The organism is Sulfuricella sp. (assembly GCA_041651995.1).
In the GTDB taxonomy this organism is placed as follows: Bacteria; Pseudomonadota; Gammaproteobacteria; order Burkholderiales; family Sulfuricellaceae; genus Sulfurimicrobium.
Genome location: JBAZID010000001.1, coordinates 586,440 through 599,415 on the forward strand (window position 1 = coordinate 586,440; position 12,976 = coordinate 599,415).

Genomic DNA, 12,976 nt, shown 5'->3' on the forward strand with positions numbered 1-12,976 from the left:
TTATGAAAATGGCCTATATCGCAGACTCCATCAGTGCCGAGACTGACGTATATGTTCAGATCGATTAATCGAGAGAAGTCGCTTCGACAATGACTGCAAAATGCTCCAATACTTCCGGCCGTCTTTGTTTGATAAATCGAGCGACAGACTGGTTGTCCAGCAACTTGGCCAAGTAACCCCTTGCCAGCACCAGATTGAGTACGTCCTCCGCATAGGTCTGCTCAACCAGTTTGTATTGCCCTTGCAAGTTCGCCATTTCTCGCTCCATGCGTGACATTTGCTCTTGTGTGACGCCAGTCAGCTTCTGCGGTTTCTTTCCATCAATCAGCATCTCAGCAGGTGTGGCCACCAGCAGTGCCTCAGCATAGGCAACAGTAATATTGTTGGCGGAAACCATCAGTTCCACACATTCGACTTGCCTGGTTGGCTTCATTTTTCTTATTACGCGAGAAATATCAGCCGAAAACTGTCTATCCTTCAGAAGATCAGTCGCTTCGGGGCAAATTCCCTCCAGTAAATTTATCTTTTTGATGATTTGGCTGATATCGACACTGAGTGCCCTGGCCAGGCGTTCTTTTGACACGCCCTGTTCAATGGCGCGACGAATCATGAAATGCTCCTGGATGGTCGAAAGCCGGTTGATGCGACTGTTGTAAGTGTAAGACTCATCATCGGTGGCAATCAGGCATGGAGCTTCCTCGTAGCCCAAATCCATGAGCGCGATCAGGCGCACATGCCCATCTAACAGCAGGTATTGGCTGGAGCTCATATTCGCCGCCGTAACGGACAGAGGCTCGATCAGTCCGACATCCTCAATTGAGGAACGAATCTGTTTGAATTTGACCGATGTGATGAGGCCGGCCGGCGTTTTGCGCGATGGAAGAATCTGATCCAACTGCACCGACATTGTATCCGGGACGAAACCGAGCGAAACGTTGGTCATGCTGTGCTCCCACCGGACCAAACTCGATTGGCGAGATATTCCGGCAAAGTATCCAGCCCCTCTGCGCGTAGCAGGTTGATAAAGTTCTCGTCCGCGAAAAGCTGGCGCAACGCACTGACGACGAACAGCAAGCGCTGCTGGGTGAATTCGGCTTTTTTTACTGTGATTTTCTGCCGCTCGACTTCTCGCTGGTAAGTGCGGACGAGGCTGGAGGTTGAAATATCGGCCATTTTGCGTGGAGTGGCCCGCGCAACTGAGCGGCCCAAGGTCTGCCGACGCTCAATAATCCTGCGCACCTCCATTAATTGCCTGCCGCGCAACTTGCCGGATTCATAAGCATCCTGCATCGCCACCTGTATAGCCTTGTCATCGTCACCGGCTCCGACAATGGTCAAAGCGGCATTGAGCGGTATGCGCCCCTTCTCGACGGCGATCAGCAAACGTTCTTCGCCCTGCTGGAGCAAAGTCAGGATGCCTACAACGTACTGAGCTGTAAGCCCAGTCTTGGTGGCAATGTCTTTTGTACTGTAGCCTTTGTCACGCAGTTGCTTGATGCCCGCCAAAATTTCCAGCGGACGGCATTGGCGACGGGCAATGTTCTCAGCCAAACTCATGATAAATGCGTCTTCGTCACTGACTGTGACCACCAGTGCCGGAATAGCGGCCTCACCCAAGGACCGGAAAGCGTTGAGACGACCCTCGCCGCAAACCAGCAAATAGCGCTCGGCCATATCATTCCCGGTGCGAGGGGTAACAGTAATAGGCTTTTTTAGGCCAATGGTTTTTATGTTGTCGACGATCTCCTCGAAGACTCGTTTGTTTCGGTCGCGGGGATTCAGGATGTCGATCCGGTCGACAGGAATCATCCGTACTTCGCTATAGCGATGCTGAGGTGTCATGCGGCCCTCCTGAGTCGCGAGCGTGCGGACATTCCATAGAGGTAGTCCAGAGTGTCAAATCGATAGCAGTCGAACTCAATTGCGTTCTGGTCGGCGAGACTGATTCTGGGTTGTCCAAAATCCAGCCGGGGGAGGAGGTAGTAGTCCAGGGCCACACGATTGGCATGATCAAGACGCACAGCAACCGTGATGTCTGGGCATAGGCTGGCGTCGAATCTCACTTTCCATCGATGGCTGCCGCTGTCATGGGTCTGGCAGCGGGCGAGCACCAGCGACACGCTGAACTCGTCATTGACGCGCAGGATGTCGGTGGCCGGATCGCGAACGACTACGCCACCAATGGCGGCAATCCGGGCCTCGGTCTGGGTGACGATCTCGGGGTGAAGCTGGCGCAGAAATCGATTGACCTCCAGATAGCGGTAGTCGCGGTCGGGGGTAAAACCCACAATTTGATAGGCGCGAATCAGGCTACCGAAGCGATGAACGTAGACTGAAGCTGACGGCATGCTCTCCGTTTCGTCGATGATCAGGCCAGAGAGAATCCCCTTGTTCTCATAGAGATTGCGCAGGCGCTCAATCAACTCCTCATCGGTGTAGCGCCGGGCGCGCGCCCGGATCATGCCCTGCGCGGTGAAGAACAGATCGGGCTGGACGATGGGCTCGAATGCACCTTCCTTCTTGATCCACATGTCCGGGGCGTTCACTACCCGGGTCTTCTTGAGCTTGAACGAGATGCGGTTGTAGACGTTGTTTCCGATGTACTTCTCGTTGGTCAGCACCTCGTGAACAGTGGCGCGCGTCCATTCCCGGTCGAGGTCGGTGCGCACTTTCATGCCATTAAGGCGCGCTGCAATAGCCGATTCCACCAGTCCCTCGTCGATGAACCAGCGGTAGATCAGATCGACGATTTGGATTTCATCCTCGGGGCCAGGCATCAGGATGACGCGGTCAGTCTGCAGGCTCTTGTGCTCGCCTCGTGTGAGCTCACTCTTGATCGAACCATGCTGGTCGACCAGAGTTCGGCGCAGGCCGTAGCCAGCCGGGCCGCCCTGGCGGAATCCCAGCTCAATCAACCGGCACTGCCCAGCGAACACCTTGGTGGACAATTCCCGGCTGTACTCGCCGGCCATCGCTCGTTTGACGCCTTTGACGATGGTGGAGACCGGTGAGCCGTCATTCTCGAACTGCTCGGCACAGTAGGCGACCTGAATGCCGGCGCGGCGGCAAATGTACTCGTAGTAGGCGCTCTCATCAGCGTCTTGGAAGCGCCCCCAGCGGCTGACATCGTAGACCAGGATGATCTGGAAGTCCGCCGTACATGTCTCGACATCCTTGATCAGCTGTTGTAAGGCCTGCCGCCCATCGATGCGCAGTCCGCTCTTGCCCGCGTCGGCGTAGGTCTTGACGATCTCGATCCCACGTCGGGCCGCATACTCGCGAATCTTGTCGCCCTGATTCTCGGTCGAGTACTGCTGGTGCTCGGTGGACATCCGCACATACTCGGCGGCGCGGAAGAGGGATACCTGGACCTGGCCTCCATCGCTCGTTTGTTGTTCTTCTGGCATGCCCAGATCACCCCCCTGATGAGTGGATTTCTTGCTCTCGGGAGTCGGGCTTCGTATCGTGACAGGCAGTTGTGAGTGTGCCATGCACAGACGAGGTGTCGGGATCCAATGCGCGGCATACCGAGAGCGCGCACCTGCGAATTTAACAGGCATGCCCCGCCTTGCCGATCACGTCCTCTCTTTGCAATCACCCGGCGAATCGCCGCAAATCGACGACAGTACGTTGATTTCAACGATCCACGCATCCATCTTTACAATCCCATCGTCCAACACGGGCGTTAGCCGGTATCGCCCTGATGGTGGAAGGAATGCTGGCGCTGACACGTCCATCTTTGCAATTGGAGCCACTTGCCGCTTCTGATTGCGTGTCTGCTGCTTTTTTCGATTGCTATCTACATAATCGGGGTTTTCATCCCGGTATTTTCGCCAATAGCCAGGATTTTCGGTAGCCCAATTCTTGTTAGAGCGGGATTGATTGTCTCGATAGTCAGGGTCTGTTAGCAACTTCTCACGCTGCCAGCGCCGACGGCGCTGACGCTGGCATTCGTGTGCCGAGCAGTAGATTTGATTGGGAACTTGAGGACATGGCCGAAAGAATCGGCCGCAGGCTGCACACTGCTTTGACATGGCGCGCTCCATACGAAAAATCGGTATGGAACTGAGGCGTTTGGATCGAGCGACCCAAGATCACTTTCTAATCAGAGACTAGCTGACTAGTTCATTTGATCAAGTTTGACTTAGCGACGATGGAAACGCTTATTAGCTGACCAAGGAGTTTTGCAGCTGCATGAATATGGGCGAGTGTGATTGCATATGAATATTCACGCTCTGGCCAACGTGGCTTTCTGCCGCGAGAAAGTGTGGTGGGGTGATTATGGCCTGTCGTAACCTCTGGGCACCCTTTCGTCGATCGCTTTTCTCACGTTTCCACACTGTTCTGCTGTGAATTTTCTACCTTCAGTGCGTTGAGTGGCGTAGGTTTTTGCAGTTGCCATGGCAATCCCAACTTCGACGTTGACTTCCGGATCAAGCGTTGGAACTATGGCCTCATGGCGAATCAACCGAGCATATTCTGTAGAGTAGTACAAATATATGGCGTCTTCTCTATATTTGCAGGCTTTCGCTATGGACGCAGCGTTATAAAATTCTTCTAAGAATTTCTTGGCTGCCGTTGTTTCAGAAGCAGCTACGACAGCATCAGTGACTGCGATAGCGTGGGCGGAAATAAATCCTAACGCAAGTGCCATGCCGCGCAAGGTACACATAACAGTTTTCTTCATGATTTCCTCTCTTGCTTCTTATTAGGGCCGCGCATTCAGGCTTGCGATTGATCGGAAGTGTGTCGCAGTGTTCATTAGGCTAGTATTCATCTCGCCCCTCGGCCTCTCAACAATGCCGCAATCTCCTGCCGCCCAGCGCTGTCTGCTACTGCAAGCGGCGTTTTGCCCGGTTCGCCGGCATTGATGTCCACGCCAGTGCCGGCCACGAACAGTTCGACCGCCAAGGTGTCGCCGCGCTGGATAGCTGCAACGAACTGCTCCTGGCTGAAATACTGAAGCCCCATCGCCGTCAGTTCCTTGCGTGCATCCGTAGGCGTCAATCCTCGAACGCCGCTCTGCCCGCCAATTACGGGCTGGTCGGCAATACCCATCTGCCTGCGGGCGGCTTCCGATTGCCTCATCATAACTTCGCGCAGTTGGACCAGTTCCGGCGGCAAATTCTGTTGGGCGCCACCGATTCCGGCAGTCACAGGTGCACCCCTTGATGGCGTCGAATTTCCAGAAATGGGCTGTTGCTGCAAAGCAGGAGACGGCGTAGCCGCAATCGGGGGCGGAGACAGATCATCCTGCATAACGACTCGGCCTTCCATCGCCTTGGGATGCAGTTGCACGAGCTTGGCTTCGTACCCGTTCCTCTTGAGGTTACCCTCTATCCTGTCAAGTATCTTGTTGATGAAGTTACTGCTATTCCCATTTCCAAGTCCGACCGCACCAGCCATCGTCCGCCCGAGCATGGCGGCAAGGACGTTCGGGTTAGGGTTTCCGACACCGGACTGCATGCCGAAGATCGCAAAGTAATTGAGCCGGTAGCCATTAGCATAAGGAAACAGGCAAGCGCGGTGATAGGTGGTTTCACCGTACTTCGCCATCGATGAATCGACGCCCTCGATGGAAAATATTTCGCCAGCGCAATCCGGCTTTGGTCCGCCGCTCTGACTCTGTCCCATAGTCATCTGTGCAGGGTATGCCGGATAAGAAGAAGGTGGGATGCCCTGCTGCGCACGGGCGTTGCGGGCATACAGCTTGATAGCGTCCAGAACCGCCGTCTCGATGGCCTCGACATTGAGATTCGATCCACGCAGATCATAGACCGCATAGACGGTCTTTTCGCGGTAGGTAGATCCCGATATTTCGGTGATAAAGTTTTGCGCGAGGACCGGTAGCGCTGCGAAAGACAATGCTAGCGCCAGCGCGAAGCGTTGCTGTTTCATGATTCTCCCAGAGTAATTTATATGTGCCTCTCCAGTGCCTGCGAGATGACGAAAGAATATTCAAATGGGATTGCCATTATACAAAAACATAGAGATTTATAAACAGTAGAGTCATGAGCTGTAGATACAAATACCGTAGAGAGTCACTCTTCTCCGTACTATGGGTACGGAAAATCAGACAAGCAAAGATGCTCGCCGACGCATCGCCGAAAATATTCGCCGGTTGAGAATGGAACGTGGTCTAAGCCAGGAGGGAATGGCGGAGCTTGCGGACTTTCACCGAACGTATGTATCGCAACTCGAACGCTGCGTCACAAACATTTCCATTGACGGACTGGAGCGACTTGCCATGGCGTTGGGCGTGGATATCTCAATTCTTCTGGAAGACAGCAGCACTCCGTCTCGTGCAGGTCAGCCGAAGGAAGCGAGTGAACGGAAGCAATCGTAAACTTTCCCCCCCGGAATTTAACTTCTCTCGGCAATCGGTATGGGTCACTCGCAAAAGTGACGCGCAGGGTATTGACGACGATTTCCGAGCAAGCTGAAGTCAACCAGATTTGGTGTAATGAAAAAGCATGGCATGGTGTTTTTCCACTCAACGAAGTGCCATCATTTCAACAAAAATGAATGGGAAAACTTCTCCGCATCTTAATTACAACGCAAGGCTGAATAGGCATTCCATGTACTTTATTTGAGGACTATTGCGGAGAAAGAATTACATATCTGTTTGTTTTTGTTATTAAACTCGCAGAACTTGAAAACCGGCGAAGTCGTAAGGCTTCCGTGAGTTCGAATCTCACACCTTCCGCCACTCAACGGCTCTCGCCGAATTTAAGCCATACATGCTGCTTTCAGCCAGTATGGCGATACATCCCGGCCATTTCCAATGTTCACGACAAAAAAATGCCCTGCGCTTGGCAGGGCATTTTTTTAAATCCTGGTGGCCAAGGGCGGAATCGAACCACCGACACAAGGATTTTCAATCCTCTGCTCTACCGACTGAGCTACTTGGCCATCGCCTAGTGACCTCAAAAGCACGAGGCCACGCGAAGGCCGTAATTTAATCTCAAAACAACATGGCAAGTCAAGTTTAATCGCCACGCCATTCTACACCTGAAGATTTTATTCGCTCCGCCATGCGGGATATCTGTCATTCTGAAGAAGCACAGATTTAAGGTACAATTGAAGGATCGTTGCGGATGGTCTCGAAGACTTCCATATTATCCAGACTCCGCAGCACTCCAACCCCATGGAACATGTGATTCAGGTAAGCAATTTGTTTCAAATCGCAATCAGGTTAAAATAACCTACTACATCATTCAACTTTTACCCATAAATCAGGTGATGAATACCGCCCCGTTCCCACCCTCCAATCTGGAACCCGCAATTGGAAGTTACAAGATTCCAGCCTTGCGAGTGCTATCCGAGATCGCCACCAGCCTTTCTACAGAAAATAATCTTGAAGGATTACTTGAGCGATTTCTTGGCACCATGGTTAAACTCGCTGGCGCGGATGCCGGTGCCGTCCGGATATTGACAGCAGATGGCTCACATTTGCGCCTGGTAGGCTCAATCGGATTACCCGCAGAATTGGTGGAGCATGAACAGTTTGTCGAACTGGAATGCGGCTTGTGCGGGGAGGCCACACGGAAGCGGTCTCACCGTCATAGCGCCAATGTACACTTCTGCTCCGAGCGAACCTCTCACAGTTATTTCGGCTCACGCTGCAAACATATCATTGCAGTTCCATTACGTCACCAGGGGAAAGTTCTTGGCGTCTATAACCTATTCATGGCCAGCGATACTCCAGTGCCGGAAGACGTTGCATTACTATTCGATTCGATCAGCGAGCATCTGGGCATGGCGCTGGAAAATGCCCGTCTTACCCGCGAGAATATGCGTATTACCCTGATGAATGAACGTCAGATGCTGGCGAATGAATTGCATGATTCGCTCGCCCAAACACTGGCTTACATGAAAATGAGACTTGCCCTGCTGCAAGACTCCATGGCCCAGTCGGACTCTGAAAGTTCCGCCAAATATCTGGATGATGTCAGTGAGGCCGTGGATACTGCTTATTCCGGGTTACGCGAATTACTCACCCATTTTCGCAATCGCATGGATCCGCGAGGTTTACTGCATGCATTGCAGGATATGGTAAATGGCTTCTTCAAGAAAACCGGGATTTTTATCAATTTTTCCAACATGACGCCCGATCTCAACCTCTCGCCAGACCAAGAGGTTCAAGTTTTTCATATTGTTCAGGAAGCGCTTGCAAATATTCAAAAGCATTCACAGGCACAGGACGTCAGTCTTACGCTTGGGCTTGACGGCAACAATCAGTATTGGGTCTGCATCGAAGATGACGGGATTGGCGTCTCGAACAAAAGGGATCCAGACAAGGACATGCATTTTGGCATGAGCATCATGCGCGAGCGTGCACAGCGCTTGAGAGGCAACGTAACCGTCGAGAAACTTCAGGATCGGGGCACTCGAGTATTGCTAACCTTTCCAGCCATCAGGAAGGAAAGCCCGCAATGACGCTGCGCGTGCTTCTGGTAGATGACCACACCTTATTCCGGAAGGGGCTTGCCGAACTTCTGGAGCGCAACGAACTGATCAGCGTAGCGGGTGTTGCGGGAAGCGCCGTGGATGCCCGCAAGTTACTTATGGAACTCAAGCCGGATGTCATGGTTACGGATCTTCACATGCAACCTGAAGATGGGTTAAGTCTTCTGCGTCAGCTTCAGCAGGATGGCAATACTATCCCCACCCTTGTTTTGACAGTCAGTAACGCCGAGGACGATCTTGCCAACGCATTGCGCGCCGGCGCACGGGGGTATCTTCTCAAGGACATGGAACCGGATGATGTTGTAGATGCCATAGTTAGAGCCGCAAGGGGAGAGACCGTAGTTGCGCCATCCATGACAATGAAGCTGGTAGGCCTGTTGCAGAATAACCAGCCCGCCACCCAGCCCTCATCCCTGCTCGATCTACTGACCCAGCGCGAACGCGAGATTCTCTCTCACCTTGCCCTGGGCGAAAGCAACAAAGTCATTGCCCGGCAATTGGACATCAGCCACGATACGGTAAAACTTCACGTTCGCCACATTCTTTCCAAGCTCAACTTGACTTCGCGAGTCGAAGCAGCAATCTTTGCGGTTGAACACAAACTTTCCAACGCGCCACTTATTTCTGCAAATTAGGCGGCCGCTTTTACCGATTTTTTAACGGATTTTTTATGGAATTTCTACCTGTTTTTTTAGACATCAAAGGCAAAACCTGCGCCGTCATAGGCGGAGGTGACGTGGCTGCCCGTAAGGTTTCAATGCTGTTAAATGCTGGGGGGAAGGTTACAGTAGTAGCCCCTGAACTGTGCCCCACCCTGAAGCGGCAGTCCGAAAGCGGTGAGATTCATTACGTCCAGTCACGTTTCGCTCCTGCGCATCTGCAAGAAGCCATTGTAGTGATTGCGGCTACCGATGACAGAGAAGTCAACAAGCAGGTTTCAGAAGTTGCCAAGGCCCATCGCCTGCCAGTCAATGTCGTAGATGACCCGGATTACTGCTCTTTCATCATGCCGTCTGTCATTGACCGTTCACCAGTAATAGTTGCCGTTTCTACCGGCGGCTCCTCTCCTGTACTGGCGCGCTTGCTTCGTGCCCGCCTTGAAACACTGATTCCAGGAACCTATGGCCGCCTCGCTACGCTGGCAGAGAAATTCCGCGGGAAAGTTAAAGAGCACTTCACGGAACCCAGCCAAAGAAGGATATTCTGGGAAAATATTTTTCAAGGACCCATTGCGGAAATGGTTTTTGCTGGCCGCGAGGAACAAGCCAGCGCCGCACTGTCAAAAGCAGTCGAGTCCAGCTCAAGTGACACACAACCACAGGGAGAGGTCTATCTTGTTGGCGGTGGCCCCGGCAATCCTGATCTACTGACATTCCGCGCCTTGCGCCTGATGCAGCAGGCTGATGTTGTCGTTTATGACAACCTGGTCACGCCTCCGGTGCTGGAAATGACTCGTCGCGATGCCGATCGCATATTCGTAGGAAAGCAGCGAGCCAACCACGCCATGCGGCAGGAAGAAATAAATGAATTGCTGGTCAAACTGGCCAAGGAAGGCAAGCGAGTACTCCGTCTTAAGGGAGGCGACCCCTTCATCTTTGGACGAGGCGGCGAGGAAATCGAAACCCTGACTGCGAATCACATCCCGTTTCAGGTGGTGCCAGGCATCACGGCTGCATCAGGCGTTTCTTCTTATGCCGGCATACCTCTAACTCATCGTAATTATGCTCAGGCATGTGTATTCGTGACCGGACATCTCAAGGATGGGACCATGAATCTGGACTGGGAAATGCTGGCCAGACCGAATCAGACTGTTGTGATATACATGGGATTACTTGGACTCCCGGTTCTATGCAAGCAACTGGTTGCGCATGGACTCTCCCCTGACACTCCCGCAGCCATAGTTCAGCAAGGAACCACGCCGAGCCAGAAAGTTGTTACGGGTACTCTGAATTCACTTCCTCAGTTGGCCACAGATGCACAACTCAAGCCGCCAACCCTGATTATTGTGGGCAAGGTGGTCGGCTTGCAAAGCAAGCTGGCATGGTTCTCGCCGGACCAAGAGGCCGAGGGCAATTTTGCGTTAACGCGCAACAGCTAGCTATAAATTCCCATATTTTGTTGAACATAAAAAAACCCTCGCTGTTTTGCGAGGGTTTTTACTTGAGACCTCCCTAAACCCTTACTGAATATTAAGGCTTTCTTTCATTATGCGAGGCGTGATGAAGATCATGAGCTCTCGCTTGTCTTCGCTTTTTGTTGTATGCCGGAACAAGTTTCCAACGACAGGAAGGTCGCCAAACAGTGGCACTTTCTGTACGTCATTCTGGGTAGCCTGTGTAAATATGCCACCCAGCACAGCCGTTTCGCCGTTATTTACCAGAACTTGCGTCTTCACCCTGCTAATGTTGACCGCCCTGTTGTTCCCATCAGGTGTATATTCTCCCGGGGTGTCCTTGGTGACCTCCACATCCAGCAGGATGGAATCATTGTTCAGCACTTGCGGGTTCACCAGCAAGCACAGCAACACATCCTTGAATGTCGTGGTGGCCGGACTGTTTGCCGACCCCGGGGTTACCACTGGTATCTGAACGCCCTGTACGATTGCCGCAGGCCGCTGGTTGGAGGTCATGACCCGAGGGTTGGAAATTACGTTTCCACGGCCATCCGCTTCCAGAGCGGACAACTCCAGGCTGATCAGGTTACCCGTACCCAGATTCATCAGGGTAAATGCAAGTGCACCAGCCGGGTTTGAAACACCCAGGTTGACGTTCGAATTGCCTGTACCACCAAGAATTGATGAAGGCGTATAAGTCTCCGTAACTGCGCCCGTCGAGCTAACAGCACCGGTTATTGATCCGCTTACCCAGCTTGATGGATAGTTATTTGCAATAATCGTGGAATTACTAAGATTCTGCGACATCCCAACTCGATAGTCTCCAACTGTTTTGCCCAACTGACCACCGAGGCGAACACCCAGTTGCTTGCCGAAAGTATCATTGGCCAGCACCACGCGCGCTTCAATCATGACTTGCTTGGCCGGCACGTCGATCACGGTCATCAAGCGGCGAATTTCCTCGTGCTTGCCGGGAATATCATTAACAATCAGCATGTTGGTCTTCAAATCAAACGAGGCGCTTCCCCGTTTCGATAATATTCTTTGGGCGCCGCTGGAACCACCACCACCGCTACCACCTCCACCTCCGGCACTCGGAGTTACGCTTTTCAGCCCCGTTGCTGCAGGAGCGCAAGTCGCATCTCCAGCGCTATCCATCAGAGTGCTGCTTTCTCCATTAAGCATTTGCTTGGCTCGGTCCGCCCTTAAATAGTTAAGCGCGTAATACTCCGTTTGAAGAGGTTCAAGCTCCGTTATTTGCAGTTTTGCTTCCAGTTCAGCTTTTTCCTTGACCGCCAGTTCGTCACGCGGCGCTATCCAGACAACATTGCCGTTTTTGCGCTTGTCGAGACCCTTGGCGTTAAGAATGATGTCCAAAGCCTGATCCCATGGAACATCTTTCAGACGTAATGTCAGGGAACCAGAAACTGAATCGCTGGTGATAATATTCAGATTGGTAAAATCCGCGATGACTTGCAGTACCGTACGCACTTCCACGTTCTGGAAATTCAGCGAGAGTTTTTCCCCTCCGTAGCCTTGCTTGCTTCCAGGAACCATTTTATTTGGATCTTCGACAATTTTTTTAACATCCACAATAAACTGCCTGTCTGCCTGATACGCGGAATATTCCCATTGGCCTTGTGGCTCAATTACCATCCGCACATTCTTGCCCTGGCTCGAGGTGGACAACATGCGAACTGGGGTTCCAAAATCAGCAACATCCAGTTTGCGTTCTTGGCTTTTTGGTACAGCGGAATCCAGGAAATCAACAATCAGACTATTCCCTTGCTTGCGAATATCTATTCCAGTCGTCGAATCTGAAAGGCCAACTACAACGCGACCTTCACCATTATTCCCACGGCGGAAATCAATCTCATTGACAGTGTGTTTTTGCACACCCACACCCGCACCCGCCTCAGCAAAACGAGTTGTTTCATTGGTTGTTGATACCGAGGTTGCAGTTCCATGCAGCGAGACGATCAGAGAATTACCATCCATGCGAGTTTCATAACCTACTGGCTTTGCCAGATTCAGGACCAAGCGTGTCCGATTGCCGGCTTGAACAATATTCATGGTGCGAAGCGTACCTTCGCCCACTTCTATAGAGTTTTTGCCCAAAGCATTGGTTGTTCCGGGAAAATCGAGTGCGATACGCGGAGGGTTGTTAGTTGTGAAACCCGCCGGAGGAGAAGACAAAGGCTGCTTTAGAGTTACCTTGACTTCAACCTTGCCACCCTGCAATGCCGAGTAGGAAATATCTTTAATGTTATTTTGCGCATTTGTCGCCTCTCTTGCCTCATTGTCGGCACCAGCAACCATAGCCGTGACTGAGAAAAGTACAGCGCAGGCCATACGGATCATGGGTTTAATCATTAATTTCGCTGTCGTCATGGC

Annotated in this window: 10 protein-coding genes and 1 tRNA gene; 4 read left to right on the forward strand and 7 right to left on the reverse strand. The window is 52.2% G+C overall.

The features are described from left to right. Positions 1–64: 64 nt before the first annotated feature. The 5 genes from WC392_02820 to WC392_02840 all read right to left on the reverse strand — a co-directional run bounded on the left by WC392_02820 (position 65) and on the right by WC392_02840 (position 5,898). A complete protein-coding gene (locus WC392_02820) occupies positions 65–943 on the reverse strand; it encodes a plasmid partitioning protein RepB C-terminal domain-containing protein (GenBank protein MFA5241290.1) in 879 nt (292 codons plus the stop codon). Beyond that, a complete protein-coding gene (locus tag WC392_02825) occupies positions 940–1,842 on the reverse strand; it encodes a plasmid partitioning protein RepB C-terminal domain-containing protein (protein MFA5241291.1) in 903 nt (300 codons plus the stop codon). Before WC392_02825 ends, WC392_02820 begins: the two co-directional genes overlap by 4 nt. After that, a complete protein-coding gene (locus WC392_02830; protein MFA5241292.1) occupies positions 1,839–3,407 on the reverse strand; it encodes a recombinase family protein in 1,569 nt (522 codons plus the stop codon). The genes WC392_02825 and WC392_02830 overlap by 4 nt, the downstream gene beginning before the upstream one ends. 872 nt (positions 3,408–4,279) lie before the next feature. Further along, positions 4,280–4,687, reverse strand: coding sequence for a hypothetical protein (locus WC392_02835; GenBank protein ID MFA5241293.1), 408 nt, complete (start codon positions 4,685–4,687; stop codon positions 4,280–4,282). An 86-nt stretch (positions 4,688–4,773) separates the two neighbouring features. Then, entirely contained in the window at positions 4,774–5,898 is a 1,125-nt protein-coding gene (locus tag WC392_02840) for a hypothetical protein (GenBank protein MFA5241294.1), read from the reverse strand. 160 nt (positions 5,899–6,058) lie between these two features. Here WC392_02840 and WC392_02845 point away from each other — a divergent pair, with 160 nt between their 5' ends. Further along, entirely contained in the window at positions 6,059–6,346 is a 288-nt protein-coding gene (locus WC392_02845) for a helix-turn-helix transcriptional regulator (protein MFA5241295.1), read from the forward strand. 490 nt (positions 6,347–6,836) lie between these two features. Here the strand turns inward: WC392_02845 and WC392_02850 are convergent. Beyond that, a tRNA-Phe gene (locus WC392_02850) sits at positions 6,837–6,912 on the reverse strand. Between the two features lie 330 nt (positions 6,913–7,242). On the opposite strand from WC392_02850, the gene WC392_02855 reads away from it, so the two are divergent. From WC392_02855 to cysG, 3 genes are read left to right on the forward strand one after another with little or no spacing between them, the layout of a single operon-like run. Next, a complete protein-coding gene (locus tag WC392_02855) occupies positions 7,243–8,439 on the forward strand; it encodes a histidine kinase (GenBank protein MFA5241296.1) in 1,197 nt (398 codons plus the stop codon). After that, complete coding sequence (locus WC392_02860) at positions 8,436–9,104, forward strand: response regulator (protein ID MFA5241297.1); 669 nt, start codon at positions 8,436–8,438, stop codon at positions 9,102–9,104. The genes WC392_02855 and WC392_02860 overlap by 4 nt, the downstream gene beginning before the upstream one ends. Positions 9,105–9,139: 35 nt before the next feature. Beyond that, positions 9,140–10,567, forward strand: coding sequence for a siroheme synthase CysG (cysG, locus tag WC392_02865; GenBank protein MFA5241298.1), 1,428 nt, complete (start codon positions 9,140–9,142; stop codon positions 10,565–10,567). An 81-nt stretch (positions 10,568–10,648) separates the two neighbouring features. Here cysG and pilQ read toward each other — a convergent pair whose 3' ends face one another. After that, positions 10,649–12,973, reverse strand: coding sequence for a type IV pilus secretin PilQ (gene pilQ / locus WC392_02870; GenBank protein ID MFA5241299.1), 2,325 nt, complete (start codon positions 12,971–12,973; stop codon positions 10,649–10,651). Positions 12,974–12,976: the final 3 nt, after the last annotated feature.